This is a genomic window from Pseudomonas sp. 5C2 (assembly GCF_034314155.1).
Classification (GTDB): Bacteria; Pseudomonadota; Gammaproteobacteria; order Pseudomonadales; family Pseudomonadaceae; genus Aquipseudomonas.
In genome coordinates this window covers 1,084,828-1,110,952 of the sequence record NZ_JAVIWH010000002.1, presented here as the reverse complement: position 1 = coordinate 1,110,952, position 26,125 = coordinate 1,084,828, and the positions used below count along the sequence as shown (strand labels likewise).

Genomic DNA, 26,125 nt, shown 5'->3' with positions numbered 1-26,125 from the left:
GTCATCGAGTCTTGGTAAATCCATCAAGCCGCCCAGCCCCCGCATGGGCCACTCTTTCGCTCACTCATCTGAACGGACGTGGCCCCCATGAAGCGCATCACTGTGATCGACTCCCACACCGGCGGCGAACCGACCCGCCTGGTGACCGACGGCTTTCCTGACCTGGGCAACGGCAGCATGGCCGAGCGCCGGCAACGGCTGGCCGAGGAGCATGACCAGTGGCGCGCCGCCTGTATGCTCGAGCCACGGGGCAGCGACGTACTGGTGGGGGCGTTGTTGTGCGAGCCGGTCGACCCTACGGCCTGTGCCGGGGTGATTTTCTTCAACAACGCCGGCTATCTGGGCATGTGCGGCCACGGCACCATTGGCCTGGTGGCCTCACTGGCACATGCGGGCAAGATCGGCGCTGGCGTACACCGTATCGAAACCCCGGTGGGCACGGTTGAAGCAACGCTGCACCTCGACCGCTCGGTGAGCGTGCGTAACGTCCCGGCCTACCGTTATCGCAAAGCCCTGGCGCTGCACGTGCCCGGCATCGGTGAAGTGGTGGGTGACGTCGCTTGGGGCGGCAACTGGTTTTTTCTGATTTCTGACCATGGCCTGGAAGTCACGGGGAGCAATCTCGATGCCTTGACCGCCTACACCTATGCCGTGCAACAAGCTCTGGAAGCCCAAGGCGTTCGCGGTGAAGATGGTGGTCTGATCGACCACATCGAACTGTTTGCCGACGACCCGCAAGCCGACAGCCGCAACTTCGTGCTGTGCCCCGGCAAGGCCTACGACCGCTCACCGTGCGGCACCGGCACCAGCGCAAAACTGGCGTGCCTGGCCGCCGACGGCAAGCTACAACCGGGCCAGATATGGCGCCAGGCCAGCGTGATCGGCAGCGAATTCGAAGGCTCTTACGAAACCCTGGGTGAGTGCATCGTGCCGACCATTCGTGGCCGTGCCTATATCAGCGCCGAAGCCACCCTGCTGATTGATCAGGACGACCCATTCGCCTGGGGCATACGCCCGTGAGCGAGGACCCAGTGGCCGATGTGATCGTGATCGGCGCCGGGATCATCGGTGCTGCCTGTGCTCAGGCGCTAGCCCGTCGCGGTTTGCGGGTGCTAGTGCTCGACGCGGGCCTGCCCGGCGCCACAGCCGCTGGCATGGGCCATTTGCTGGTGCTGGACGATAACCCGGCCGAACTGGCCTTGAGCCAATACTCCCTGCAACGCTGGCGTGAAACGGCACCGGCCATGCCTGAAGACTGCGCCTATCGCCGCAACGGGACCCTATGGCTGGCCGCCAATGCCGAAGAAATGGCCATCGCCCACAGCAAATACCTCAATCTGCAAGCACAGGGCGTGCCTTGCGAATTGATCGGCAGAGCCGAACTGCGCACGCGTGAACCGGCGTTGCGCGAAGGTCTGGAGGGTGGATTGTTGATCAATGGCGACGGCATTCTCTATGCCCCCGCCACCGCCCGCTGGATGCTTGAAAACCCGAGTATCCGTCAGCGTCAGGCGCGGGTTGTGGAAGTGGACGGCAGCCGTGTACGCCTCGACGATGGTCACTGGCTAAGCGCCGAAGCGGTGGTGCTGGCCAACGGCATTCAGGCAAACGAGCTGTGCCCTGAGCTGCCCATCGAACCGAAGAAAGGTCACTTGCTGATCACCGACCGCTACCCTGGCACGGTCACCCACACCTTGGTCGAACTCGGATACGTCACCAGCGCCCACAATGCCAGCGGGCCGTCGACCGCTTGCAATATCCAACCGCGCCCCACCGGGCAATTATTCATTGGCGCCTCAAGGCAATTTGGCACCACTGACCCACAGGTCGAAGGCTGGATGCTGGCCAAAATGCTCAAACGTGCCACCGAATACATGCCGGGGCTGGCCCAGCTCAACGCCATCCGCGCCTGGACCGGATTCCGCGCTGCCAGCCCCGATGGCATGCCGTTGGTGGGCCAACACCCACAACACAAAGGCTTGTGGCTGGCGGTCGGTCACGAGGGGCTGGGCGTCACCACTGCGCCCGGCACTGCGGATCTGTTGGTTGCGCAGTTGTTCGATGAACCGCCGCCTTTGGCCCCGCAACCTTATCTGCCACAACGTTTTCTCGGAGAGCCCGTCTATGCCTGAATTGACCCTGGACGGCCGTGCCCTATGGGTAGCCGAGGGTACCAGTGTCGCCGCCGCACTGGCCTTGGGCGGGGACGGCAGCAGCCGCACTTCGGTCAACGGTCAGCGCCGCGCGCCACTGTGTGGCATGGGTGTTTGTCAGGAATGCCGAGTGATCATTGATGGGCGTCGCCGCCTAGCCTGCCAGACCCTGTGCCGTGATGGCATGCGCGTGGAGACTCGAGGATGAGCGAATACACCGACCTGCTGATTATCGGCGCCGGCCCCGCTGGCATGGCTGCCGCTCTCTCCGCCGCGCCCAGCGGCGCGCGCATTGTGCTGCTCGACGACAACCCTTGGACCGGTGGACAAATCTGGCGCGACGGCCCGCGCGCCAGCCTGCCGTCCCAGGCTCGGCGCCTGCGTGAACGACTGGCGGCCTGCGCCAACATTCGCCACTACCCTGCGACGCGGGTTATCGCCAACGTCGGCGTCAAGACTCTGTTAGTGGAAGACAACGAACACGGCTGGTGCATCGGGTACGACAAACTGATCTTGTGCACAGGTGCCCGCGAATTGCTCCTGCCCTTCCCCGGCTGGACGCTGCCCGGCGTTACGGGTGCCGGGGGCTTGCAGGCGCTGATCAAGGGCGGCCTGCCGGTGCAGGGTGAACGTCTGGTCATCGCTGGCAGCGGTCCGTTGTTGCTGGCCAGTGCCGCCACCGCCAAAAACAAAGGCGCTCAGGTACTGCGTATCGCCGAACAAGCCTCCCGCGCCGCCGTCGCCGGTTTTGCCGCCCAGCTACCGCGTTGGCCACACAAACTGCTGCAGTCCTTCGCCTTGTTCGATGCGCAGTACCGCCCCCAGACCCACGTTCTCGCCGTTTTAGGTCACAGCCGCGTCGAAGGCGTACGCCTTCGACAGCAGGGCAAGGTCGTCGAAATGGCCTGCGATCGACTGGCCTGCGGTTTTGGCCTGATCCCCAATACCCAACTCGGCCAGGCCTTGGGCTGCGCCCTCAATGGCCAGACGATCGCCGTCGATCAATGGCAGGCAAGCAGTCTCGCCGACCACTACGCGGCAGGCGAATGCACCGGTTTCGGCGGCAGTGAATTGGCGTTGGTCGAAGGGCATATCGCGGGGCTGGCCGCCGTTGGAGAGCAAAAAGCCGCACAACGACTTTGGTCACGCCGGACTCGCTGGCAAGGTTTTGCCAAGGCACTGAACCACACGTTCGCCCTGGACCCAACGCTCAAAACCCTGGCCGAACCCGATACCCTGGTCTGCCGTTGCGAAGATGTGCCCTACTCGGCGCTGACCGAACACCGCCACTGGCGCGAAGCCAAACTGGCGACCCGCTGTGGCATGGGTGCTTGCCAGGGACGGATTTGCGGTGGCGCGTTGCACCACCTGTTTGGCTGGCAGGCTCCGGCACTGCGTCCGCCGTTCAGCCCGGCGCGTATTGAGACCTTCTTGTGCCTGGACGACAACCCGCCCGCGTGAATCATGCGCCGGGACTTTCGGGCACGGCGCCGAGTCTCTATGATCCCAAAGATCGCCACCAGGCCTTCAACGCCATGTATGTCTCGCTTAACAGCCTTAAGCCCTGCGATTTGCCCTCTTTGCTGAGCAGCCTGCAGCCGATCGCGCCGCTGCTCGACACCCTCTCGGACGTGGTGTTTTTTATCAAGGACTGTGAAGCCCGCTACGCCTTCGTCAACCAGACCCTGGCCAGGCGCTGCGGCTTCAAGCACAGCCACGAGCTCCTGGGACTCACCGCCGACAACGTGTTCCCCGAACGGTTCGGCCCGCTCTACGCCGAGCAGGATCGCCGGGTTCTAGCCAGCGGCCGAGAACTGGTAGACCAGCTCGAGTTACACCTTTATTACGGTAACCAGCCCGTGTGGTGTCTGACCCAAAAACTCGCCCTGCTCGATGCCCAAGGCCATGTCGTCGGCCTGGCCGGTATCTCCCGCGATCTGCAATTACCCCAGTCCACTCACCCCGCTTTCCAGAAACTGGCGGCAGTGGATGCCCATATCCGTAACCACTTCGCCCACCCTATCAGCCTCGCCGAGCTGACTGCGATCGCCGGGCTCTCGGTGGCGCAACTGGAACGTCACTGCAAGCGCATCTTCCACCTCACCCCGCGGCAGATGATTCACAAGGTACGTCTGGAAGAAGCCTCGCGCTTGTTGCTGGACAAAGACCTGCCCATCACCGACATCGCTCTGCGCTGCGGTTACACCGACCACAGCGCGTTCAGTCGCCAGTTCCGCGCTTTGACTAGCCTGTCGCCCAGCCAGTACCGCGAAACCCATCGCTGAAAGACTCACCATGAGTGCTCCCATAAGAGGCGCGCACGGGGCGATTCGCTCCCTTATGTAACACCCGTCTGATCCACGCCGTTGCGATTTATCTCTGCCTCTTCTACATACGCATCGTGTGAGACAGATACCGCAAGGCCTCGTAAATAATTCCCAGCCAACATCAGAAACAGGCACGCCGATTGCTAACTAGATATCGTATACGAAATAACATAGACGATAAGCAGCAGCACTTTTCCGATAACGAGGCCTCTATGAAAAACCCTGCATTTGCCGTAGCCCTCAGCGCTGTTCTCAGTACCTCTTTCATCGCCACAGCTCAGGCCGACAAGCTTGATGACATCATCGGTTCAGGCAAGCTGCGCTGCGCCGTGACCCTGGACTTCCCCCCCATGGGTTTCCGTGACGAAGCCAACAAACCTGTCGGTTTCGACGTGGACTATTGCAACGATCTGGCGAAGATCCTAGGGGTCGATGCCGAAGTGGTTGAAACGCCGTTCCCGGACCGCATTCCGGCGCTGGTTTCCGGGCGTGTCGACGTGATCGTTGCCTCGACCTCCGACACCCTCGAACGCGCCAAGACGGTGGGGCTGACGGTGCCTTACTTCGCCTTCCAAATGGTCGTACTGACCCGCGACAACACCGGCATCAACAGTTTCGACGACATCAAGGGTAAGGCCCTGGGCAATACCAGCGGCACCTTTGAAGCCATCGCTCTGGAAAAAGACGTGAAGAGCTGGGGCACTGGCAGCTTCCGCGCCTATCAGTCGCAAAACGATACCCTGTTGGCCGTTGCACAAGGCCACATCGACGCCACCGTCGTCACCAATACTGTTGCGGCCGCGACCATTAAATCGGGCAAGTACAAGGGCCTGAAAATCGCCGGTAACGCACCCTATGTGATCGACTACGTATCCTTGGGCGCCAAGCGCAGCGAGTACGGCCTGATCAACTACCTCAATCTGTTCGTCAACCAGCAAGTGCGTAGCGGTCGTTACAAAGAACTGTTCGTCAAATGGGTCGGCACCGAGATCCCTCCGACCGACTTGACCGTGCCAAAAGTTTACTACTGAGGTGTCCGGTATGCCTGGCAAGCCCACTTCCCTGACCGGGCGTAGCCTGGTCGCGGGTGCCGCCGAAGGTGCTCTGTTGTTCACCGACGTCGGCTTGAGTTTTTGGGGCGGAGTCGACGCTCTCAGCGGCGAGGTGATCGACCGTCACCATCCCCTCAGCGGTGAACACCTGGCCAACTGCGTGCTGGCCATTCCTAGCGGCCGTGGCTCCTGCACCGGCAGCAGCGTGATGATGGAGCTGATCAGTAATGGCCACGCGCCGGCGGCACTGGTGTTGGCCGAAGCCGATGAAATCCTGACCCTGGGCGTGCTCGTGGCACAGACCCTCTTCGAACGCTCCCTGCCGGTGCTCTGCATCGGCAGGGAGGCCTTTTCCGCCTTGCGGGGCAAGGCCTTTGCGCGAGTCGACGACACCCGTCTGACGCTGTTCGACCAGCCCCCTACCGATGCCTCGCAAGGGCACGGCACGGCTGTACTTGAGCCTGAGCCAGCAGATGCAACCTCTGTCGAACTCACCACCCGCGACCAGCAACTACTGGCAGGCGAACATGGCAAAGCGGCCCGGGTGGCGATGCACATCGTTCTGCGCATGGCCCAGTTGCAAGGCGCGAAAAGCCTGATGGATGTCACCCAGGCCCACATCGACGGCTGCATTTATACGGGACCCGCGAGCCTGCGCTTTGCCCAACAGTTGGTGCAGTGGGGCGCGAAAGTACGGGTGCCAACAACCCTCAATTCCATCTCCGTTGACCAGCGTCGCTGGCGCGAACTGGGCATCGACCCGGCACTGGGCGAACCCGCCAGTGCTTTGGGCGATGCCTACATGGCAATGGGCGCTCAAATGAGTTTCACCTGTGCCCCTTACCTGCTCGACAGCGCCCCCAAGGTCGGCGAGCAAATCGTCTGGGCAGAATCCAACGCGGTGGTCTACGCCAACAGCGTGCTCGGCGCACGCACCCTTAAATACCCGGACTACTTGGACATCTGCATTGCCCTAACCGGTCGTGCGCCCTTGATCGGCTGTCACCTGGACGCCCAACGCAAGGCGCAACTGCTCATCAAACTGCCCGACCTGGACGAGTTGGACGATGCTTTTTATCCCTTGCTCGGTTACCACATCGGCGCGCTGGCCGGCCGTCGGATCCCCCTGGTGTTGGGGTTGGCTCAGGCCAAGCCGACGCTGGATGATCTGAAAGCCTTCGGCGCGGCCTTTGCCACCACCTCTGCGGCGCCCCTGTTCCATATCGCAGGCGTCACACCAGAAGCCCTCGACCCAGCCCTGGTGCTGGAGCCGGGCAATCCGATACCGGGGATAAACATCAGGCTCAAAGACCTGTTGCTCAGTTGGCGCGAGCTCAACAGTGCCCGCGACAACCAGGTGGATGTGGTGTCGCTGGGTAACCCGCACTTCTCCCTCAGCGAGTTCGCTCATTTGGCACGTTTGTGTGCGGGCAGGCACAAGCACCCGGACGTGGTTGTGGCGATCACCTGCGGCCGCGCCGTACTGGAACAAGCGCGCAACGCCGGACACATCGCCGTTCTAGAAGCCTTTGGTGTGACTCTGGTCACCGACACTTGCTGGTGCATGCTCGGTGAACCGGTGATCCCGCCCGCAGCCCGGACATTGATGACCAACTCGGGCAAATACGCCCACTACGCGCCAGGTTTGGTCGGCCGGCCAGTGCATTTCGCAAGTCTTAGTGAGTGTGTCGAGTCCGCCTGTAGCGCTAAGGCCAGTGGTCGTTTACCCACATGGTTGCAACCCGCTGCCACTCTGGAGAGCCCCGCGCATGTTTGACTACACCTTCCAATGGCGCTCAGTACTGCGCGCCCTGCCGGACATGCTCGCAGGTGCCTGGGTAACCTTCGAAACCGCCGCGCTGTCGATGATTTTCGGAGTGCTGATCGCGCTGGCCCTGACCGTGATACGTGAAGCACGTTACCCGCTGTTGCGCGGCATCGGCAACGGCTGGGTTTCGATTGCGCGCAACACCCCGTCGCTGTTCCAGATATACGTCCTGTACTTCGGTCTGGGCTCCCTCGGACTGCATGTCAGCTCATGGTTCGCCTTGCTGGCCGGGATCACCTTTAACAACGCCGGTTACCTGGCGGAAAACTTCCGGGGAGGCCTCAAGGCTGTACCCAGCACGCAGATGCGCGCCGCGCGGTCCTTGGGCATGAGTGCGTTCCAGGCCTACCGGATGATCATCGTTCCGCAATTGCTGCGCATCGTGTTCTATCCGTTGAGCAACCAGATGGTCTGGGCTGTGCTGATGACGTCGCTGGGGGTGATCGTCGGGCTTAACAACGACCTCACTGGCGTGACTCAAGACTACAACGTCAAAACGTTCCGTACCTTTGAATACTTCGCCCTTGCCGCGGCGCTGTATTACCTGATTGCCAAGTTGATCGTAGCGGTAGCCCGGCTGATGGCCTGGCGGCTGTTCCGTTACTGAGGACGAGCCTATGTTTTCCACCAGTTTCTCCTGGAATGACCTGCTGTTTCTGCTCGACGGTGCATGGGTCACCCTGCAACTGACCTTCTGGGCAATCATGCTCGGCTCCTTCGCCGGACTACTGTTCGGCCTGCTGCGCGCCTTGCTGCCAAGGGCAAGCCTACCGCTGGCCTGGGTACTGGACATGTTTCGCAGTGTGCCGTTGCTGATCCAGTTCGTGCTGTTCAACTCGCTCAAGAGCATCGTCGGCTTGAACATCAGCGCCTTCAGCGTCGGCTGCATCGTGCTGGGGGTTTACGCCGCGGCGTACTTCACCGAAATAGTGCGCAGTGGCGTGCTCGCCGTGCCGCTTTCCGTCCGGCGCGCCAGCCGGTCCCTGGGCCTGAGTTACCTGCAGGACCTGCGCTGGATCGTACTGCCGATAGCCTCGCGCGTGGCCTTCCCCGGCTGGCTGAATCTGGTGCTCAGCGTGATGAAAGACACCGCGCTGGTGATGTGGATCGGCATCGTCGAACTGCTGCGGGCCTCGCAAACTATCGTGACCCGCATCCAAGAGCCCCTGCTGGTGCTGTGCGTCGCAGGCCTCATCTATTACGTCATGAGCCTGGTGGTCGCACGCCTGGGCGCCCGTCTGGAAAGAAGGTGGCAAGAAAATGATTGAGATCGATAACGTGTACAAATCCTTCGGCGACCTTGACGTGGTCAAGGGTGTCAGCCTGACGGTGAACAAGGGTGAAGTGGTGTCGATCATAGGCGGCTCCGGCTCCGGAAAATCGACCCTGCTGATGTGCATCAACGGCCTGGAGCCAATCCAGAAAGGCAGCATTCGCGTCGACGGGATCGAGGTTCACAGCAAAGCCACCAACCTCAACCGCTTGCGCCAGAAGATCGGCATCGTGTTCCAACAGTGGAACGCCTTTCCCCATTTGACCGTACTGGAAAACGTGATGCTCGCGCCGCGCAAAGTGCTCGGAAAAAGCCGCGAAGAAGCCGAGGCCCTGGCGGTCCGGCAACTAACGCATGTGGGCTTGGGCGACAAGCTCAAGACCTTCCCCGGCAAGCTGTCCGGCGGTCAACAACAACGCATGGCCATCGCCCGCGCCCTGGCAATGTCACCGGACTACATGCTGTTCGACGAAGCCACCTCGGCGCTGGACCCGCAACTGGTGGGCGAAGTGCTGGACACCATGCGCATGCTCGCCGAAGACGGCATGACCATGGTGTTGGTGACCCACGAAATCCGGTTTGCGCGGGACGTGTCCGACCGCGTGGCGTTCTTTCGTAACGGCCTGGTGCACGAGATCGGCTCGCCCGACCAAGTCATCGGTAACCCTATACAGCCGGAAACGGCCGCCTTCCTCAAATCGGTCAAATAGGAGCAGGTAATGCGCTCATCAAAAATCATTCATGTGGTCAGCTGTCATGCCGAAGGGGAAGTCGGCGATGTGATCGTCGGCGGTGTTGCACCGCCACCCGGCGCCACGATCTGGGAACAGTCGCGCTGGATCGCCAAGGATGAAACCCTGCGCAACTTCGTACTCAACGAACCGCGCGGCGGTGTGTTCCGTCACGTTAATTTGCTGGTCCCGGCCAAAGACCCGCGAGCGCAAATGGCCTGGATCATCATGGAACCGGCAGATACCCCGCCAATGTCTGGCTCCAACTCGCTGTGCGTGGCCACGGTGCTGCTCGACAGCGGCATCCTGGCCATGACCGAACCGCAAACCCACTTGGTGCTCGAAGCCCCGGGAGGCTTGATCGAAGCCGTGGCCGATTGCCGCGACGGCAAAGTCGAACGGGTGGAAATCAAGAACGTACCCTCCTTCGCTGACCGTCTCGACGCCTGGATCGAAGTTGAAGGAATAGGCGCGCTGCAAGTCGACACGGCCTATGGCGGCGACAGTTTCGTGATCGCCGATGCACTGCGCCTCGGCTTCTCGATTTGCCCTGACGAGGCGGCAGAGCTAGTGGAGGTCGGACTGAAAATCACCCGCGCAGCCAACGAACAATTGGGCTTTGTCCATCCACTGAACCCTGAGTGGTCACACATTTCCTTCTGCCAGATCGCGGCCCCCATCGTTTATGAAAATGGGATTGCCACCGGCGCCAACGCGGTGGTGATTCGGCCCGGAAAGATCGACCGCTCCCCCACTGGCACCGGTTGCTCAGCGCGCATGGCGGTGATGCAGGCCAAAGGCTTGATGCGCGTGGGCGATCACTTTGTCGGTCGCTCGATCATAGGTTCGGAGTTCCACTGCCGCATCGATTCGCTGACGCAAGTGGCCGGAAGACCCGCTATTTACCCCTGCATTTCTGGCCGGGCGTGGATTACGGGCACCCACCAATTGCTGCTGGACCCGAGCGATCCATGGCCCCAAGGCTACAGACTGTCGGACACCTGGCCTGGCGCCTGATAGCTGACTCGCTGATTTTCAAACACAAATAACACCCGAAAAACAAACTAAAAAAGTATTGGTCTGATCCCAGACTATAGAATATCGTATACGAAATACAATATAAATAACCGGAGGCAATTATGAGCAAGCGCATAGGCTGGAGTGGCGTCTTCCCAGCAGTGACCACTCAATTCAACGACGATTTCTCCATCAACCTGGAGAAAACTCATCAGGTAATCTCGAACGTAATTCGTGATGGTGTGTCGGGTCTGGTGGTGTGTGGTTCGGTGGGTGAGAACACGTCCCTGACCGCCGAAGAAAAAATCGCCGTGACTGAAGTGGCGGTTGACGCCTCACGCGGCCGGGTGCCAGTGATCTGTGGCGTCGCAGAGTTCACCAGCGTGCAAGCCGCCAAAGTCGCCAACGCCGTGCGCAAGGCCGGTGTCGATGGCGTGATGCTTATGCCAGCTCTGGTGTACGGCTCCAAGCCGTTCGAAACCGCCGAACACTACCGCTACGTAGCCAAGAACGCCGATGTGCCGCTGATGGTTTACAACAACCCGCCGATCTACAAAAACGACGTGACCCCGGACATCCTGATTTCACTGGCCGACTGCGATAACGTGGTGTGTTTCAAGGACTCCTCTGGCGACACCCGTCGCTTCATCGACGTGCGCAATGAAGTGGGCGATCGATTTGTGTTGTTCGCCGGTCTCGATGACGTGGTGCTGGAAAGCATCGCCGTGGGCGCAGAAGGCTGGGTCTCGGGCATGTCCAACGTGTTCCCTAAAGAAGGCGAAACCATCTTCCGCCTGGCTAAGGCCGGCCGCTTTGCCGAAGCCATGCCGATCTACGAATGGCTGATGCCGATCCTGCATCTGGACGCCCGTGCCGACCTGGTGCAGTGCATTAAGCTGTGCGAAGCCATCGCTGGTCGTGGTAGCGCGTTGACCCGTCCGCCACGCCTGGCACTGCCACAAGCTGAACGTGAATACGTCGAGCAGATCATGGCCAAAGCGCTGGCAAACCGTCCGGACCTGCCGGACGTCGGTCTCTGAGTGATTGCCCTCGGGACTGAAACGGGTCGTGGCCCCGCTCGCCAGGGTGATTCACGGGGCTGAGTCACCCTTCCACACAGGAGTTTTTCATGCCCGAGATCATCGGCCACAACTACATCGGTGGCGCACGCAGCGCTGTGGGCACTATCACTCTGCAAAGCCATGACGCCAGCAGCGGTCAAGCTTTGCCCTATCACTTCGTGCAAGCGACCCCTGAAGAAGTGGACGCCGCCGCCCAAGCTGCCTCCGCAGCCTACCCGGCCTTTCGTACCTTGCCGGCCAGCCGCCGCGCGGAGTTTCTCGAGGCCATCGCTACGCAACTGGATGCCCTGGGTGATGAGTTCGTCGCCTTGGTCACCCGCGAAACCGCACTGCCTACCGGGCGCATCCAAGGTGAACGCGGGCGCACCAGCGGCCAGATGCGCCTGTTTGCCCACGTCCTGCGCCGAGGCGACTTCTACGATGCGCGTATCGACCGTGCCCAGCCTGAACGCCAACCGCTGCCACGGGTAGACCTGCGCCAATACCGAATAGGTGTTGGCCCGGTCGCAGTGTTCGGCGCCAGCAACTTCCCCCTGGCATTCTCCACCGCCGGTGGCGATACCGCTGCCGCGCTGGCAGCCGGTTGCCCGGTGGTGTTCAAGGCCCACAGCGGGCACATGGCGACTGCCGAGCGAGTGGCCAACGCGATCATCCGCGCCGCCGAACAAACCAACATGCCCAAAGGCGTGTTCAACATGATTTACGGTGCGGGTGTCGGCGAGACCCTGGTCAAGCACCCGGCCATTCAGGCGGTCGGCTTTACCGGTTCGCTCAAGGGTGGCCGCGCCCTGTGCGACATGGCTGCCGCACGGCCGCACCCCATTCCTGTGTTCGCGGAAATGAGCAGCATCAACCCGGTGCTGGTGTTACCCGAAGCCCTGCAGCTACGTGGTGAGAAAATCGCCCGTGAACTCGCCGCCTCAGTGGTCCTCGGCTGTGGTCAGTTCTGCACTAAACCCGGATTGGTGATAGGTATTTGCTCCCCTCAACTGAACGTATTCATTGAGCATCTCAGCACTCTGATGGTCGAACAGCCGGGACAAACCATGCTCAACACCGGCACGCTCGACAGCTACAGCAAGGGCCTACAGGCATTGCACGCGCATCCGCGAATCACTCACCTGGCCGGCTGTGAACAACAGGGCAAGCAGGCCCAGCCCCAGTTGTTCAAGGCCGACGTGAGCCTGCTGCTCAACGGCGACCCGCTGCTGCAGGACGAGGTCTTCGGTCCGGCCACGGTGTTGATTGAAGTGGCCGACAAGGCCGAACTGCAACGGGCACTGCAGTGCTTGTACGGTCAACTCACCGCCACACTGATTGCCGAAACCGGTGATCTCCAAACCCATGGAGAACTGCTCTCGCTGCTCGAACAGAAGGTCGGTCGGGTGCTGTTCAATGGCTACCCTACAGGTGTCGAAGTCTGCGACGCGATGGTGCATGGCGGGCCCTACCCGGCCACCTCCGATGCCCGCGGCACTTCGGTTGGCAGCGTGGCCATCGAGCGCTTTCTGCGTCCGGTGTGCTACCAGAACTGCCCGGATGCGCTACTGCCCGAACCGCTTAAAGACGCCAATTCACTGGGCATTGCCCGCTTGGTCGACGGCAACAGCACCCGCCAGCCGCTGTGACGGTAACTCGCGAGTGCAGGAGGAATAGTGCTCCATGAGGTGGGGGCTGACTCCGATCAATGATGGGTTGGCCCCTGCAAGGGGCAGAAGAAAAACTTAACGTCGTGTCCGGGATTAGTTGACCACTGCGCAACATCCTATTATGGATTATGGAGTCCGTGAAAAACGCTTGGGAAGAACCACTAACGTGTTTGATTCGACCGTAGCAGTCATTCCCGTGGTTTGCGGCCAAGACAGCACGCACTCCGCAATCGCTGGCTCCAGTTCGACCCTCACTCTTCTTGTCAGCGCACGTGCACCGAAGCGTGAGTCATGGTTACGACACAGCCATGCACTTGCCGCATCGTCAAGAACCAGATTACGGCGATGCTGATCAAGGCGCTGATTCAGTTTGGCCATTTCGATCTGCAACAGCGCTTTCAGCCATTGGTCTTCAATACGCTCGAAGACCAGTATACGGTCGATACGGTTCAGAAACTCCGGTTCAAAACAGGCATGCAGCGCCCGTTCCAATACACCCTCCTCGCCTTTTTGGGCTACACCGAACCAACGCCTCCAACCGCGCGTGAAACGCTCTCGGTGCCTGCTGGCTTGCTGCGCGCCTATATTACTGGTCATAAAGATCAGGCTGTTTCGAAAGTCCAGCGTTCGACTACCGCCCGCTAGCGTCAGCTGGCCATTTTCCAGGATACTGAGCAAGCTGCGCACGACTTCCTTGCTGGCTTTTTCCAGTTCGTCGAACAACACGATCCCAGGGCGGCTGAACGTGCCCTGAATCAGCTCGCTATTGAACAGACTGACGCCTTCTTTGCTACCGACATAACCGGGTGGCGCGCCGGTGAGCGCCGCCGAGTAGTGCTCCTGGGCCAGGGTATGCATGTCGATGCGACAAAAAGCATCGGCACGACCGTGTATAGCCATGGCCAGCAGGCGCACGATCTCCGTTTTACCGACACCGGTCGGGCCCATGAACAGGTTTACCGTCAAGGGCCTCTCGCGCTTACCAATATCGGCTTTGACGACCTTAAGCACTGCTTCGATTGTAGCTAAGGCGGCATCCTGGCCGACGATACGGCTACGCAGCAGAGCCATCACCTGAGCAGGATCGAAGACAACGCGCGACGTCAGCAGGCCGGTCGAAGGCGGTGTGGCAGGCTGGTTCGGCTGCTGGTGATTGTGCTCAATACGATCATTGGCGAAAGGCATGTTCTAGCCTGCGGTTTTTTCTTTGCCACCGTGGGGAAGTTCACCCACAGGGCAATCAGCCACACCGATAGTGCCGCGGGTGAGTTTTTCCACATTCTCCTGAGCTTTTTGCGCGTCCAGAACCCAGGTCCGGTAAAAATCAAACGGACATTCGGCCACGCCCTTGTCGCCATCGCCAGAGTTGTAGACCCCGGTGTAACCACGATGCAGCAGCTTGAACAGATGATTCTGCGACTGGTCGTTGGCACGGGCATCGCGGATTTGCGAGATAGATAACTGGGCATACTGAATACCCATTTCTTCTTCGCCGCATTCGCCTAAGGTCCGACCGTCGAAACCAATAATCGCCGAGTGTCCAAAGTAAGAGTACACACCGTCGAAGCCGGCAGCATTGGCGACCGCTACGTAGCAGTTATTGGCCCAGGCCATACTCTTGGACATCATCACCTGCTGCTCTTTGGCCGGGTACATATAGCCCTGGCACCGAACAATCAACTCAGCCCCTTTCATTGCGCAGTCGCGCCAGATCTCCGGGTAGTTGCCGTCATCGCAGATGATCAGGCTGATCTTCATGCCCTTTGGACCATCGCAAACATAAGTACGGTCTCCTGGATACCAGCCCTCTATGGGGCACCAAGGAATACATTTGCGGTATTTCTGGACGATTTCGCCCTGGTTATCGATTAATACCAACGTGTTGTAGGGAGCCTTGCGTGGATGTTCCTCATGACGTTCACCCGTAAGTGAAAAGACCCCCCACGTGTTGGCCGCACGGCACGCGGCAGAGAAGATCGCAGTCTCCTCCCCCGGAATGCTGGCGGCAGTTGCCATCATCTCGTCGTGGTCATACATGATGCACATGGTGCTGTATTCGGGGAATACCACCAGGTCCATGCCAGGAAGACCGCGCTTTATGCCCGTGATGATCTCGGCAATTTTGTGGGCGTTTTCGATGACTTCGGCCTTTGTGTGCAGAAGCGGCATTTTGTAATTGACGACAGCGACACCAACGGTGTCCGGGCTGCTGGAAATATCACCATGGCGCATGAAATTGACCTCTGTTAATGGCTGATCATCCACGGTCTTGGACCGGTTTTACTCTTAAGGCCCAGTGGATTGGCCTTGCTCGACGTCACCGGTTTGCTCGGTGCGCAACAGCTACAACCACTGGGGTGACGCCGGTTCTGCTGGTATTCGCCGACGGTCTGCGGCGCGTTTGCACTGCGCTCATTGGTCGTGATCGCCATACGCTGATTGCTCGACAATGTCGGTAGCGACGGTGCCGAGAGGATCAACCGCCCTCCGTCACCCGCGCAGATCGGGCACTGACACGGTTGATGACGCTGGTCCATGGGCCGCAGCATCGTGAACGAGCCGCAGGTCTGACATTCGTACTCATAGGTCGGCATGCAGCTCTCCTGACAATGAATCGGGCGCCGAGGTGGCTTACAGGTCTGGGGCAATCGGCAGATCAATGCTGCCGTCGAGGTGTTTCGTCGGACCGTTGGCGTTGGGGTTGATGTCGAAATCGAAGATCTCGGTCGGCAACCACAACGTCGCGCACGCGTTGGGAATATCGACCACACCGCTGATATGCCCTTGCACCGGAGCCGAGCCCAGCAGCGCATACCCTTGAGCGGGCGAGTAACCGAACTTGGTCAGGTAATTGATGGCATTCAGGCAGGCCTGGCGGTACGCGATATTGACGTCCAGGTAGTGCTGCTTGCCCTCTTCATCCACAGAGATACCTTCGAAGATCAGGTAGTTCTGGTAGGTCGGAATGATCGGGCTCGGTTTGAATACCGGGTTTTTGATCCCGTATTTGGCCATGCCGCCCTTGATCAGCTCGACTTTCATATGGACCCAGCCGGCCATTTCGATGGCACCACAAAAGGTAATTTCGCCGTCGCCCTGACTGAAGTGCAGATCGCCAACCGACAAGCCAGCTCCCTTGACGTAGACCGGAAAGAAAATCTTCGAACCCCGTGAAAGGTCCTTGATGTCGCAGTTACCGCCATGCTCGCGGGGCGGAACGGTTCGCGCGCCCGTGGCGGCGGCTTCGTCGCGGGCCTGGCCCTTGAGTTTGCCCATGTGTGCAGTTGGGGCCATGGGTGCGTTGGCAAGCGGTGGCACCCGGGTCGGATTGGTATCGATCAGTTCCTGCTCACGCCGGTTCCAGTCCGCGAGCATCACGTGATCCGGCAGGCATCCGATCAGACCGGGATGGATCAAGCCCGCAAAATTCACACCCGGGATGTGCCGCGAGCTGGTGAACATGCCCTTGAAATCCCAAATGGCTTTCTGTGCGCTGGGGAAATGATCGGTCAGGAATCCACCACCGTTTTGCCGTGAAAAGAAACCGTTGAAACCCCACATCGATTCGGCTTTGGCACCGATATCCAGCAAATCGACCACCAGCAGATCACCCGGCTCCGCACCGTGCACCCCTACCGGCCCAGACAAGTAATGCACCGTCGAGAGATCGACATCACGAACATCGGAGGCATCGTCATTGTTCTTGATTGCACCGGCAGTCCAATCATAGGTTTCGAGGATGAAGTCCTCTCCGGGCTTGACCCAGCACGCCATCGGAATATCCGGGTGCCAACGGTTGTGGATCTGTTCGTTCTCGGTAGCGGCCTGATTGAGGTCAACCTTGATCAACGTGTCGGTCATGACGAAGCTCCTGGACTGAATAGGGCGTGAGGCGTTGGAGCCAGTTTCGAATGCTTGAGCCAATCAGAAAATACGTTGGATGACGTATGCCCATAGCCAGCAGGAACGGGGTCTTCAGTCCTTTTCCAGCGCACGCGAAAAAGCCCGCGCCGCGTATGAAAGCGGGCGGGCATAACGCATAAGGATCACACCGACAGGTAGCGGCTGATGGTAGCTTCGTCGACCTTGTCGCGGGTTTCTTCGACCACGAAACGACCTTTTTCAATCACCAGGAAACGGTCGGCGATTTCCAGAGTGAACGACAGCACTTGCTCCGAAACGACGATAGTCAGGTCGCGCAGGTTGCGGATTTCTTTGAGCGTGCGGGCGATGTCCTTGATGATTGACGGCTGAATGCCCTCGGTCGGCTCATCCAGCAACAACACTTTTGGATTAGTCGCCAAAGCGCGGGCGATCGCCAGTTGTTGCTGCTGGCCGCCCGACAAGTTGCCGCCCTTTCGCGAGCGCATTTCGTAAAGCACCGGAAACAATGCATAAAGGTCATCGGGCACCTTACCCTTGGCCGATGCCGGCAATCCGGTCTGGATGTTTTCCAGCACACTCATGCTGGGAAATATCATCCGCCCCTGAGGCACGTAGGCGATACCTCGCTCGACTCGTTCATGGGTTTCCAGCGGCGAGACATCATGGCCATCGACGCTGATGCGTCCGTGCCACTGCGGCAAGATGCCCATCAGACTCTTGAATAACGTTGTCTTGCCCATGCCAACGCGTCCCATCACGGCAACAATCTCACGCTTGGCGACGTTCAGGTCCAGGTCATGCAGGATTTGGCTCTGACCATAGCCGCAGGACAGTTTGTCGATGTTGAACATGTCCGACTCCTCAATGGCCCAGATAGACTTCAATGACTTTGGGATTTTTCTGTATGGATTCCATGCTGCCCTCGGCCAGCACCTTGCCTTGGTGCAGCACCGTGACCTTGTGCGCGATGCTCTTGACGAATTCCATGTCGTGCTCGATCACCAGCACGGAGCGGCCCTTGCTGATTCGCTTTAACAGCTCGGCGGTTTGTGCCCGCTCGTTGACGCTCATGCCGGCGACCGGTTCGTCGAGCATCAACAGGTCCGGGTTCTGCATCAGTAGCATGCCGATTTCTAACCACTGCTTCTGGCCGTGGGACAACAGGTCGGCTTGCTGTTGCAACAGGTCTCCGAGGAAAATCTCATTGGCTACCTCCTCTACCCGGGCAATCACTTCGGCACTGCGCTTGAAGAACAATGCACCGAACACCTTGCGGCCTGCGGGATAAGACATTTCCAGATTTTCAAACACCGTCAGGTTCTCGTAGATCGACGGGTTCTGGAATTTTCGCCCCACTCCAGCGCGGACGATGTTGTACTCATGCATCTTGGTCAGTTCCTTTCCATCGAACTGAATACTGCCGCTGGTAGCGCGGGTCTTACCGCAGATCAGATCAAGCACCGTGGTCTTGCCTGCGCCATTGGGACCAATCACCACGCGCACTTCGTTGCGGTCGATATACAGATTGAGGTTATCAACGGCCTTGAAGCCGTCAAAAGACACGGTCAGTCCCTCGATGGTCAGCACTGGCTTGTTCATTTCAAAACCACTGGCACTCATGGTCGGGTCTCCAGGGAGGTGCTGCTAGCAGGCTGAATCGACTGTGGAGCTACGCTGGCTAATTTGCTCACCACAGACATCGACGCGGGCTTGGCAAGGGGCCGTTGCGAGCGACGAAGCAGTTTTGCCAGGGCCTGCCGACCATGAGTATCCCAAAGACCAGCAAGGCCATTCGGGAAATACATGACCACTACGATGAACAGGCCGCCCATCAGGTACAACCATAATTCCGGGAAGGACTCGGAAAAGTAGGTCTTGCCGTAGTTGACCAGCAACGCGCCGTACACGGCGCCAAGCAGCGACATGCGCCCTCCTACCGCCGCGAATATCACCATCTCGATGGACGGCACGATCCCCACGAACGAGGGCGACATAAAGCCGACCTGCAAGGCGAACATTGCGCCGCCAATGGCCGAGAATGCAGCCGCCACACAGAACACGAAAATTTTGAAACTGGCTACGTCATAACCGGAAAACCGCACGCGCTCTTCCTTGTCGCGCATGGCCATCAACAACCGACCAAGCTTGGACAATGGTTTTCAGCGCAAAGGAGATCGAATCTCAGCACTGCAATTTGCGAATGCCGAAGACTTCACTGCTGACGATTACGTGCTCGCTACCGGCAACGCCAGCGATCGACTCGCGGCCCAATTGGGTATCCGCCTGCCGCTCTACCCACTCAAGGGCTATAGCTTAACTTTACCGCTTACCAGCAACGTCGGCGTCCCGGAAACCAGCGTGACCGACTTCGACAACAAGGTGGTGTACGCTCGACTCGGCCAACAGTTTCGCGTCGCCGCCATGGTCGACATTGGCATCAAAAACACCCATCCCGACCCAGAGCGCATTACGGCTCTGTGTCGCCTGTGCGAAGAAGCCTTCCCTGACGCAGGCGATTATCACCAGGCACGCGGCTGGGCTGGGCTACGCCCTTCTACACCGCAGGGGCCGCCCATTCTGGGACCCAGTCCCTTCAAGAATTTCTGGCTCAACACTGGCCACGGAAGCCTCGGTTTTACACTCGCGAGCGCCTGCGGTCAGATAGTGAGCGACCTTATCGCCGGTAGACCGGCACCGATCCATCTGGAAGGCCTGACGTTAAAAGGCCTGGATTGCCCCCCAAGGAGTTGACACCATGACTATTAAACGAATCGACCCAAACGGGCGCCTCAGTGGTGTTGTCGTCCATGGTTCTCTGGTTTACCTGTCTGGACAGGTCCCCAACGACCGACGCCTGGACTGCGAGGGCCAGACCCTTAATGTATTGGAAAAAATTGATCGACTTCTGGAACGTGCATCCAGCAGCCGCGAACATCTAGTGAGCGCGCATATCTGGTTGAAGGATATCGATCGCGACTTCGCAGTGATGAACCGTATCTGGAGCGAATGGCTGCCAACCGGATGTGCGCCGGCCAGAGCGACAACTCAAGCCACGCTGGCCTCGTCCGACATTTTAGTTGAAATCATGGTGGTTGCAGCGATACCGACGGTTTGAATCACTGCCGCGTTCGAACGCCGATATCGTGCGATGTTCAGGAAAGAGGACACAGCGGGGGATCTCGTACCCATCAGCACGACTGCCCATTGAGCTTCGGCGAGCATACACAGAGGACACCACTGTCAGCTGGTTGTGCTTTCGCGCAACGCGGCATCCCTGGCGCACCATTGGATACTGGGTTTTATCTGGTCCAGTTTTTTAAATGCTCGATCAATACCTGAAAATCAAGCACTGATCGTCGCAATTGGGGCTTCAGGCAGGTGAACGCCGACCTGCCATGTCAGACTTATCACCCGCGTGTTGCCGTACTAATACCGCCATATCTAAAGCTACCTACCCTGTATATGCTCAATAAAATAGCAAAATAAGTACAGATCGCAAGGTATTCCCCAGCAGTTCGCACACTCATAATGGAAATGAGACAAGTTGGCATTTCTACTCCATGGGGGGGACGAAAGACGATGTACAAAGACAACATCATTAGAAGTCGGGCGACCGACAACATCGCGTTCATGGGGGTGGTCGCTGTTGCTATATTTGCCATCACGCTCTTTGCTGGCGCTGGTGAGGGGGGCTTAGCAAAGCTGATGGGGCCCGTCGTTGCCGACCTCAAGTCACCCCTGCTACGTGATCTCGCGGTGGCGTTCACCTTGACCGTCACGCTGGTCGCCAACCTGTTCATCCTGGGACGATTCCCTTTGCGGGCGCAGATCATCACCGTATGGGTCGAGCTGCTTCTATTGTTCCTGCTATTTTTCGACAGCTTCAATTTGTCTTACAGCTTCATCCTCAGCAAAGTCGGATTCATGATCACCCAAGGGGTGTTCACCACTGTCTACGTGTCCGCTATTTCTATCAGCATCGCCTTCGTCCTGGCGCTGCTGGGAGCGACGGCAAAGTTATCGTCCAACGGCTTTGCTATTGCGATTGCCAACTTTTACACCTCATTCTTTCGCGGTGTGCCGCTGCTGATCCAGATCTATCTCATCTACCTGGGCATTCCCCAACTTGGCTATGTAGTAGGTGCGGTTCCGGCCGGAGTCCTGGCGCTGTCGCTCTGCTACGGCGCCTACATGACAGAGATCTTCCGTGCGGGCATCCGCAGCATCCCGCGCGGCCAGTGGGAGGCCTCCAGAGCTATTGGCTTGACCCCTTTCCAGGTCATGACCCGAGTGATCATGCCGCAGTCCATGCGGCTGATCATTCCGCCTACAGGCAACCAGTTCATTTCAATGCTCAAGGACAGCTCGTTGGTGTCAGTCATTGGAGTCTGGGAGTTGATGTTCCTGGCGCGTACACAAGGGCGTGCCGAGTTCCGGCATCTGGAGATGCTGATCACCGCCGCCGTGCTCTATTGGCTGCTGTCGATCGTTCTGGAGACCGTCCAGTCTCGCCTCGAGAAGCGCTTTGACCGCGCTCACCGCTGAACAAGGATCACCACGATGAATCGCGCCCTCGATCCCCTCAGCCCTACCCTTCAGCCGGCAGTGTCAGTTCGCAAACTGCAAAAATGGTATGGCGATTTTCACGTTCTCAAAGACATCGACCTGGACATTGCTTCCGGGGAAATCCTCGTGATTTGCGGGCCTTCCGGGTCCGGAAAATCGACGCTGATCCGCTGCCTCAATCTGCTGGAGGACTTTCAGAAAGGCGAAGTACTCATCAGCGGGACAGCACTGACCCGCAGCGCGGAGAGTGTGGCGGCGGTTCGGCGACACGTCGGCATGGTCTTCCAGCAATTCAATTTATTCCCGCATTTGACCGTGCTGGAAAACCTGATGCTGGGGCCGCGCCTGGTGAGCAAGCTCAGCGAAGCGGAGGCCCGCCAACTAGCGCACGAATACCTCACGCGTGTGCGGATTGATAACCAGGCCGACAAGTACCCCGGCCAGCTCTCGGGCGGGCAGCAGCAACGGGTCGCCATCGCCCGCGCCCTCTGTATGCGACCACGGATCATGCTGTTCGACGAGCCTACTTCGGCGCTTGACCCTGAGATGGTCAAGGAGGTGCTCGACGTGATGGGCGAACTGGCACAGGACGGCATCACCATGCTGTGTGTGACCCACGAGATGGGCTTCGCTCGGCGGGTGGCTGACCGGATCATCTTCATGGACCAAGGGCGAATCATTGAGCAGGGCGAACCACAGGCTTTCTTCGATAACCCGCAACACGAACGGGCCAAAGAATTCCTTTCGCAAATCCTCAGCCATTGACGGCCGGAGGGGCGGCAGGACGCAGTCGGCACTATCGCCGTGCACTCATCAGCGGATAAGCCTGACCATCCGCGTCAACCTGCAACATCTGGAGACTTACCGATGACCTCAGTCACTCGCTTCTTCGCTGCCGCAGCTGTCGCCAGCGCCGTATTCGTCACCACAGGCGCTGCCTGGGCTGGCGCAACGCTCGACCGCATCCATGAAAGCAAGGTCATGAAAGTAGCGACTGCCGCTAACTGGCCACCTCAGTCGTTCCTGGGTGACGACAATGCGCTAAAAGGCTTTGATATTGATGTGGCCACCGAGATCGGCCATCGACTGGGCGCCAAGGTGACGTTCGTCACGCCGGAGTGGGGCATCATCACCGCAGGGCGCTGGTCAGGCCGTTGGGACATATCGGTCGGCTCCATGACCCCCACCACCGAGCGCGCACGCGTCCTCGATTTCCCCGCCATCTATTACTACACCCCTTATGTGTTTGCGGTGCACAAGGATGCCGCCGGGACCAAGGTCGCTGATCTTAACGGCAAGGTGATCGGCGTCGAGGCAGGCACCACTTCCGAGGACTATATCAATCGCCGACTAAAGATCGACGCGGTGGGTGTGCCACCTTTCAGCTATGAGGTCGAGCCAGGCGAAGTGCGGACCTACGGTGACAGCATGGGGCCTCTGGATGACTTGCGTCTGGGCAATGGCACTCGCCTCAACGCCACGCTGTCCGCACTGCCGACGATCAAGGGCGCAGTGGAACATGGCTACCCCATCGTTCAGGTGGAGGGCAAACCCGCGTATTACGAGCCTCTGGCGTTAGCTGTCGACAAGGGTGACGAGGCGTTTTCGGCCGAGCTGAAGAAGATCGTCGAAGACATGAAGTCCGACGGCACGCTGAAGAAATTTTCCGAGAAGTGGTACGGCAACGACCTCACCACCGTGCAATGACCGACACGACTGTACGCCCGTCATGACGGCGGGCGTGCGGCATGTCTTTGCTCCTGCCAAAGGATGACCGATTCATGTCCCATTACAGTAACAGTTATTACACCGCTACGATGCGGTACGCATCGCCGCGCCCGACACTCATTGGCAATGTTCAGGCCGATGTCTGTGTGATCGGTGGCGGTCTGGCAGGTTTGAGCACGGCGTTGGAGCTGGTTTCCCGGGGACGCTCGGTAGTATTGCTGGAGGCCGCGCGGGTTGCATGGGGGGCTTCCGGACGCAACGGTGGCTTCGTACTGCAGGGCTGGTCCGAAGGGCTGTCATCAATTGAGCGCCGGTGTGGCACCGAGACGGCACGCGCGCTGTTCAAGCTTTCTCTAGAGGGCGTGGACATCGTTCGCGAGACGATCGATCAGCATCAGTTGGAGGGCTGCGCGCCCACCAGCGGCAAGTTGAGCGTGTTGCGCTACGACGATGGCGATAATCTCCAACGCCTACGTGATCGGATGGCCAAGGAGTTCAATTTCGAAATGGAGTACCTGGATACCCACGCGATCCGGGCACGGTTGAACACTGAGCGCTATTTTCACGGGTTGCGCGATAGCCATGGGTTTCACTTCCATCCACTGAACTATTGCCTGGGCGTGGCCGAGTTGATTGAGGCCAAGGGTGGCATTCTCTATGAAAACTCGCCCATGATTCGGGTAGAAAGCCAAGGCGACCGCCATCACGTGGTGACGCAGCAAGGGGTGATTGACTGTGGCAACGTGGTGCACTGCTGTGGCGGCTATGGCGGCCCTGAGTTCGGCCGATTGCGGCGCGCTTTTTTGCCGATCGCGACGTATGTGGTGCTCACCGAACACTTGGGCGACCGTCTGCGGGATACGATACGCACCACCGATGCCGTTGGTGACAATCGCCGCGCCTCGGACTACTACCGGGTGGTCGACGGTGATCGCCTGCTCTGGGGTGGGCACATCACCACTCGAAATGTACAGGATGAAAAGCGTTTGGCGCACATGCTGACCGACGATATTCTCAATGTCTTCCCACAATTGCGCGGCCTGCAAATCGAAAAAGCCTGGTCCGGCCTGATGGGCTACGCTCGCCACAAAATGCCGCACATCGGTACGCTGGGTCCGGGCCTTTGGGCTTGTACATCATTTGGTGGCCATGGTATGAACACCGCGCCTATCGGTGCACGGGTTGTTGCCGAGGCGATTTGTGGCGAGTCTGATCGTTACCGTCTATTCGATGCCTATGGCCTGGAATGGAATGGTGGGCCTTTCGGGCCTGCAGCAGCGCAGACGGTCTATGCCGGATTAAAGCTGATGGATATGTTCCAGGAAGCGCGCTCGACACGCCGGGCAGCTAGACACTGAACCCTATCAAGAGTACGAACCTATCCATGGATGAGCAGCGCCCCACTTCGTTGTTTCGTTTGACCGAGAAAGACAAGCAACTGCTTGCGCTTTTGCAGCTTAACGCCCGCGAGCCAACGGCCTCTCTGGCACGCAAGCTTGGGGTCTCGCGCTCCGCGGTACAGGAGCGGATCAATCGCCTGGAAAAGGCTGGGGTTATCACCGGCTACAGCGTGCGAATCGACCAAGACAAGCTGCAACAAACAGTCAACTGCTTCACCATGACGTCCTGCACCAACAAAAGTTATACCGATGTCATGACCGCACTGCGCAAGATGGATTCGGTCCAGGCAGTCTATGCCGTCTCCGGCGAATCGGATTTCATCATTCACGTCGCCACCCATACGTTGGGCGAACTCAACGGCGAGCTCACGCAGATCAACTTGATCAAGGGCGTGGCCCATACGTCGTCCTACATCGTCATGGAAACGAAATTCAACCGGCGCCTGATGTTGTAGCCCCAAACACGGATGCAAAAAAACCGATCCCGATCAGTAGTGATCGACTTTCCAGAGCGATGAAAAATCGGAGACTCAAGCGCATTGACAGATACACCGCGTTGGCGTCTTTGATCATTATTGTTTGACGCATAGGGATCTGGAAGACGTGTTGCCCGGGCTTACATGGACGCCCTGCTTGCCAAGCTTTCATCTAGTCAGTCCGGTTGGCAGCTTGGTCATCAGCCCTCACCAACTGACGACCTCCCGCAGCCGCGTCCCAGGCATGGCTAAGATTACAGGCCATGGCCACCAGTCTGGCAGTGGTCAACGGCTCGATCTCCACCCAAGTGCGGATCGCCAAACAGTGATTTGCTCGGGGTAAAGGCCTTTGCGGCGGCAATAATGGCCTTAGGTCGATCTCGGACAACCCGGCAGCTTCAAGGATGACAGCAAACTTGGTTTCGGCTGGCCAGTTCTGAGTCGATGACTTGTTTTCGGATCAGCGTTTTTCAAGGTGGTTGTCGCGTCAACCGTCTGACTATGCCGCTATTTTCTCGACCTGTTGCTCTCGATCCGGGTTCTCCAGCACGGTGCCGATCGGCTCCCAGTTACGTATTTAACCTGACCACTGTTCCGGCTTTTTCTCTTTGCGATGCGTCGTCGGCAGTACCTTCAAAACTGAGCTGCCGGACAACGTCACCTAGGGCATCGGCTTTATCCGCGACATCAAGTCATTCCAGCAGCCGGCGTTCAGTGAGGCTGAAGTCGGTGCCCTCATGCACACCCTGCGCCTGGACCGCCCGGCAAGCGATGTACGGAGACTCTATTGAAGATTCTCAAGATAGGCGAGAGGGTGTTCTGACGGCCTTCCTTTACACACAGCCTGCGGAACTCGACCCACTGATTGGATACCACTTCGACGTTATGCCTGCTGTTTACGGTGCGTCTCTGAATACTGGAGCGCACTGGACTGAAGTGTTTTTCGGCACAACGAAAA

At 59.0% G+C, this 26,125-nt stretch carries 26 protein-coding genes and 1 pseudogene; 20 read left to right on the top strand and 7 right to left on the bottom strand.

The window, feature by feature from the left end; all coding sequences use genetic code 11:
• The first annotated feature begins 87 nt into the window (after window positions 1-87).
• The 13 genes from RGU44_RS05755 (at window position 88) to RGU44_RS05695 (ending at window position 13,091) form a co-directional block, all read left to right on the top strand.
• Window positions 88-1,020, top strand: coding sequence for a 4-hydroxyproline epimerase (locus tag RGU44_RS05755; RefSeq protein WP_322216089.1), 933 nt, complete (start codon window positions 88-90; stop codon window positions 1,018-1,020).
• Complete coding sequence (locus RGU44_RS05750) at window positions 1,017-2,132, top strand: FAD-dependent oxidoreductase (RefSeq protein WP_322216087.1); 1,116 nt, start codon at window positions 1,017-1,019, stop codon at window positions 2,130-2,132. The genes RGU44_RS05755 and RGU44_RS05750 overlap by 4 nt, the downstream gene beginning before the upstream one ends.
• Complete coding sequence (locus RGU44_RS05745) at window positions 2,125-2,361, top strand: (2Fe-2S)-binding protein (protein WP_322216086.1); 237 nt, start codon at window positions 2,125-2,127, stop codon at window positions 2,359-2,361. Before RGU44_RS05750 ends, RGU44_RS05745 begins: the two co-directional genes overlap by 8 nt.
• Window positions 2,358-3,614 carry an FAD/NAD(P)-binding oxidoreductase gene (locus RGU44_RS05740; RefSeq protein ID WP_322216084.1) on the top strand — a complete coding sequence of 419 codons (1,257 nt, stop codon included), beginning with the start codon at window positions 2,358-2,360 and terminating at the stop codon, window positions 3,612-3,614. The genes RGU44_RS05745 and RGU44_RS05740 overlap by 4 nt, the downstream gene beginning before the upstream one ends.
• A gap of 74 nt (window positions 3,615-3,688) precedes the next feature.
• Window positions 3,689-4,438, top strand: coding sequence for an AraC family transcriptional regulator (locus RGU44_RS05735; protein ID WP_322217758.1), 750 nt, complete (start codon window positions 3,689-3,691; stop codon window positions 4,436-4,438).
• A 254-nt stretch (window positions 4,439-4,692) separates the two neighbouring features.
• Complete coding sequence (locus RGU44_RS05730; protein WP_322216083.1) at window positions 4,693-5,511, top strand: transporter substrate-binding domain-containing protein; 819 nt, start codon at window positions 4,693-4,695, stop codon at window positions 5,509-5,511.
• A 10-nt stretch (window positions 5,512-5,521) separates the two neighbouring features.
• A complete protein-coding gene (locus RGU44_RS05725; protein WP_322216081.1) occupies window positions 5,522-7,309 on the top strand; it encodes an aconitase X in 1,788 nt (595 codons plus the stop codon).
• A complete protein-coding gene (locus tag RGU44_RS05720; RefSeq protein WP_322216079.1) occupies window positions 7,302-7,967 on the top strand; it encodes an amino acid ABC transporter permease in 666 nt (221 codons plus the stop codon). Before RGU44_RS05725 ends, RGU44_RS05720 begins: the two co-directional genes overlap by 8 nt.
• A gap of 10 nt (window positions 7,968-7,977) precedes the next feature.
• Window positions 7,978-8,628: an amino acid ABC transporter permease gene (locus tag RGU44_RS05715; protein WP_322216078.1), complete on the top strand. Its 651-nt coding sequence runs from the start codon at window positions 7,978-7,980 to the stop codon at window positions 8,626-8,628.
• A complete protein-coding gene (locus tag RGU44_RS05710; protein WP_322216076.1) occupies window positions 8,621-9,343 on the top strand; it encodes an amino acid ABC transporter ATP-binding protein in 723 nt (240 codons plus the stop codon). Before RGU44_RS05715 ends, RGU44_RS05710 begins: the two co-directional genes overlap by 8 nt.
• Before the next feature lie 9 nt (window positions 9,344-9,352).
• Window positions 9,353-10,381 carry a trans-3-hydroxy-L-proline dehydratase gene (locus tag RGU44_RS05705; RefSeq protein ID WP_322216074.1) on the top strand — a complete coding sequence of 343 codons (1,029 nt, stop codon included), beginning with the start codon at window positions 9,353-9,355 and terminating at the stop codon, window positions 10,379-10,381.
• A gap of 122 nt (window positions 10,382-10,503) precedes the next feature.
• The gene (locus RGU44_RS05700; protein ID WP_322216072.1) at window positions 10,504-11,421 is read left to right on the top strand and encodes a dihydrodipicolinate synthase family protein; all 918 of its coding nucleotides are present in this window, start codon (window positions 10,504-10,506) and stop codon (window positions 11,419-11,421) included.
• 89 nt (window positions 11,422-11,510) lie between these two features.
• The gene (locus RGU44_RS05695; protein WP_322216070.1) at window positions 11,511-13,091 is read left to right on the top strand and encodes an aldehyde dehydrogenase (NADP(+)); all 1,581 of its coding nucleotides are present in this window, start codon (window positions 11,511-11,513) and stop codon (window positions 13,089-13,091) included.
• A 147-nt stretch (window positions 13,092-13,238) separates the two neighbouring features.
• Here the strand turns inward: RGU44_RS05695 and RGU44_RS05690 are convergent, their stop codons facing one another.
• The 7 genes and pseudogenes from RGU44_RS05690 to RGU44_RS05660 all read right to left on the bottom strand — a co-directional run.
• Window positions 13,239-14,297 carry an AAA family ATPase gene (locus tag RGU44_RS05690; protein ID WP_322216067.1) on the bottom strand — a complete coding sequence of 353 codons (1,059 nt, stop codon included), beginning with the start codon at window positions 14,295-14,297 and terminating at the stop codon, window positions 13,239-13,241.
• Between the two features lie 3 nt (window positions 14,298-14,300).
• Window positions 14,301-15,344, bottom strand: a complete 1,044-nt coding sequence (locus RGU44_RS05685) for an aliphatic amidase (protein ID WP_322216065.1) — start codon at window positions 15,342-15,344, stop codon at window positions 14,301-14,303.
• Between the two features lie 14 nt (window positions 15,345-15,358).
• A complete protein-coding gene (locus RGU44_RS05680; protein WP_322179366.1) occupies window positions 15,359-15,706 on the bottom strand; it encodes a zinc ribbon domain-containing protein in 348 nt (115 codons plus the stop codon).
• 37 nt (window positions 15,707-15,743) lie between these two features.
• A complete protein-coding gene (gene fmdA / locus RGU44_RS05675; protein ID WP_322179367.1) occupies window positions 15,744-16,973 on the bottom strand; it encodes a formamidase in 1,230 nt (409 codons plus the stop codon).
• 185 nt (window positions 16,974-17,158) lie between these two features.
• A complete protein-coding gene (urtE, locus tag RGU44_RS05670) occupies window positions 17,159-17,848 on the bottom strand; it encodes an urea ABC transporter ATP-binding subunit UrtE (RefSeq protein WP_322216063.1) in 690 nt (229 codons plus the stop codon).
• 10 nt (window positions 17,849-17,858) lie between these two features.
• The gene (urtD, locus tag RGU44_RS05665; RefSeq protein WP_322216062.1) at window positions 17,859-18,617 is read right to left on the bottom strand and encodes an urea ABC transporter ATP-binding protein UrtD; all 759 of its coding nucleotides are present in this window, start codon (window positions 18,615-18,617) and stop codon (window positions 17,859-17,861) included.
• Window positions 18,614-19,147, bottom strand: a pseudogene (locus tag RGU44_RS05660) (ABC transporter permease subunit); the annotation flags it as partial. The gene urtD and the pseudogene RGU44_RS05660, both read right to left, overlap by 4 nt.
• On the opposite strand from RGU44_RS05660, the gene RGU44_RS05655 reads away from it, so the two are divergent.
• The 7 genes from RGU44_RS05655 to RGU44_RS05625 all read left to right on the top strand — a co-directional run bounded on the left by RGU44_RS05655 (window position 19,119) and on the right by RGU44_RS05625 (window position 25,146).
• A complete protein-coding gene (locus RGU44_RS05655) occupies window positions 19,119-19,748 on the top strand; it encodes an FAD-dependent oxidoreductase (RefSeq protein ID WP_322216059.1) in 630 nt (209 codons plus the stop codon). The pseudogene RGU44_RS05660 and the gene RGU44_RS05655 sit on opposite strands and share 29 nt — an antisense overlap.
• Window positions 19,749-19,752: 4 nt before the next feature.
• A complete protein-coding gene (locus tag RGU44_RS05650) occupies window positions 19,753-20,112 on the top strand; it encodes a RidA family protein (protein WP_322216057.1) in 360 nt (119 codons plus the stop codon).
• Between the two features lie 464 nt (window positions 20,113-20,576).
• Window positions 20,577-21,542, top strand: coding sequence for an amino acid ABC transporter permease (locus RGU44_RS05645; protein WP_322179372.1), 966 nt, complete (start codon window positions 20,577-20,579; stop codon window positions 21,540-21,542).
• A 15-nt stretch (window positions 21,543-21,557) separates the two neighbouring features.
• On the top strand, window positions 21,558-22,328 hold the full coding sequence (locus RGU44_RS05640) for an amino acid ABC transporter ATP-binding protein (protein WP_322179373.1): 771 nt from the start codon (window positions 21,558-21,560) through the stop codon (window positions 22,326-22,328).
• Window positions 22,329-22,430: 102 nt separating this feature from the next.
• Window positions 22,431-23,270, top strand: a complete 840-nt coding sequence (locus tag RGU44_RS05635; protein ID WP_322179374.1) for a transporter substrate-binding domain-containing protein — start codon at window positions 22,431-22,433, stop codon at window positions 23,268-23,270.
• Between the two features lie 74 nt (window positions 23,271-23,344).
• Window positions 23,345-24,649 carry an FAD-binding oxidoreductase gene (locus tag RGU44_RS05630; RefSeq protein WP_322216054.1) on the top strand — a complete coding sequence of 435 codons (1,305 nt, stop codon included), beginning with the start codon at window positions 23,345-23,347 and terminating at the stop codon, window positions 24,647-24,649.
• A gap of 26 nt (window positions 24,650-24,675) precedes the next feature.
• Window positions 24,676-25,146, top strand: coding sequence for an Lrp/AsnC family transcriptional regulator (locus RGU44_RS05625; RefSeq protein WP_322179376.1), 471 nt, complete (start codon window positions 24,676-24,678; stop codon window positions 25,144-25,146).
• Window positions 25,147-26,125 lie beyond the last annotated feature (979 nt).

Bases quoted from the DNA above. Each gene is read 5' to 3' on its own strand.
- RGU44_RS05755 (WP_322216089.1), top strand. From the start codon at position 88: ATGAAGCGCATCACTGTGATCGACTCCCACACCGGCGGCGAACCGACC.
- RGU44_RS05745 (WP_322216086.1), top strand. From the start codon at position 2,125: ATGCCTGAATTGACCCTGGACGGCCGTGCCCTATGGGTAGCCGAGGGT.
- RGU44_RS05740 (WP_322216084.1), top strand. From the start codon at position 2,358: ATGAGCGAATACACCGACCTGCTGATTATCGGCGCCGGCCCCGCTGGC.
- RGU44_RS05735 (WP_322217758.1), top strand. From the start codon at position 3,689: ATGTATGTCTCGCTTAACAGCCTTAAGCCCTGCGATTTGCCCTCTTTG.
- RGU44_RS05730 (WP_322216083.1), top strand. From the start codon at position 4,693: ATGAAAAACCCTGCATTTGCCGTAGCCCTCAGCGCTGTTCTCAGTACC.
- RGU44_RS05725 (WP_322216081.1), top strand. From the start codon at position 5,522: ATGCCTGGCAAGCCCACTTCCCTGACCGGGCGTAGCCTGGTCGCGGGT.
- RGU44_RS05720 (WP_322216079.1), top strand. From the start codon at position 7,302: ATGTTTGACTACACCTTCCAATGGCGCTCAGTACTGCGCGCCCTGCCG.
- RGU44_RS05715 (WP_322216078.1), top strand. From the start codon at position 7,978: ATGTTTTCCACCAGTTTCTCCTGGAATGACCTGCTGTTTCTGCTCGAC.
- RGU44_RS05710 (WP_322216076.1), top strand. From the start codon at position 8,621: ATGATTGAGATCGATAACGTGTACAAATCCTTCGGCGACCTTGACGTG.
- RGU44_RS05705 (WP_322216074.1), top strand. From the start codon at position 9,353: ATGCGCTCATCAAAAATCATTCATGTGGTCAGCTGTCATGCCGAAGGG.
- RGU44_RS05700 (WP_322216072.1), top strand. From the start codon at position 10,504: ATGAGCAAGCGCATAGGCTGGAGTGGCGTCTTCCCAGCAGTGACCACT.
- RGU44_RS05695 (WP_322216070.1), top strand. From the start codon at position 11,511: ATGCCCGAGATCATCGGCCACAACTACATCGGTGGCGCACGCAGCGCT.
- RGU44_RS05690 (WP_322216067.1), bottom strand. From the start codon at position 14,297: ATGCCTTTCGCCAATGATCGTATTGAGCACAATCACCAGCAGCCGAAC.
- RGU44_RS05685 (WP_322216065.1), bottom strand. From the start codon at position 15,344: ATGCGCCATGGTGATATTTCCAGCAGCCCGGACACCGTTGGTGTCGCT.
- RGU44_RS05680 (WP_322179366.1), bottom strand. From the start codon at position 15,706: ATGCCGACCTATGAGTACGAATGTCAGACCTGCGGCTCGTTCACGATG.
- fmdA (WP_322179367.1), bottom strand. From the start codon at position 16,973: ATGACCGACACGTTGATCAAGGTTGACCTCAATCAGGCCGCTACCGAG.
- urtE (WP_322216063.1), bottom strand. From the start codon at position 17,848: ATGTTCAACATCGACAAACTGTCCTGCGGCTATGGTCAGAGCCAAATC.
- urtD (WP_322216062.1), bottom strand. From the start codon at position 18,617: ATGAGTGCCAGTGGTTTTGAAATGAACAAGCCAGTGCTGACCATCGAG.
- RGU44_RS05655 (WP_322216059.1), top strand. From the start codon at position 19,119: ATGGCCATCAACAACCGACCAAGCTTGGACAATGGTTTTCAGCGCAAA.
- RGU44_RS05650 (WP_322216057.1), top strand. From the start codon at position 19,753: ATGACTATTAAACGAATCGACCCAAACGGGCGCCTCAGTGGTGTTGTC.
- RGU44_RS05645 (WP_322179372.1), top strand. From the start codon at position 20,577: ATGTACAAAGACAACATCATTAGAAGTCGGGCGACCGACAACATCGCG.
- RGU44_RS05640 (WP_322179373.1), top strand. From the start codon at position 21,558: ATGAATCGCGCCCTCGATCCCCTCAGCCCTACCCTTCAGCCGGCAGTG.
- RGU44_RS05635 (WP_322179374.1), top strand. From the start codon at position 22,431: ATGACCTCAGTCACTCGCTTCTTCGCTGCCGCAGCTGTCGCCAGCGCC.
- RGU44_RS05630 (WP_322216054.1), top strand. From the start codon at position 23,345: ATGTCCCATTACAGTAACAGTTATTACACCGCTACGATGCGGTACGCA.
- RGU44_RS05625 (WP_322179376.1), top strand. From the start codon at position 24,676: ATGGATGAGCAGCGCCCCACTTCGTTGTTTCGTTTGACCGAGAAAGAC.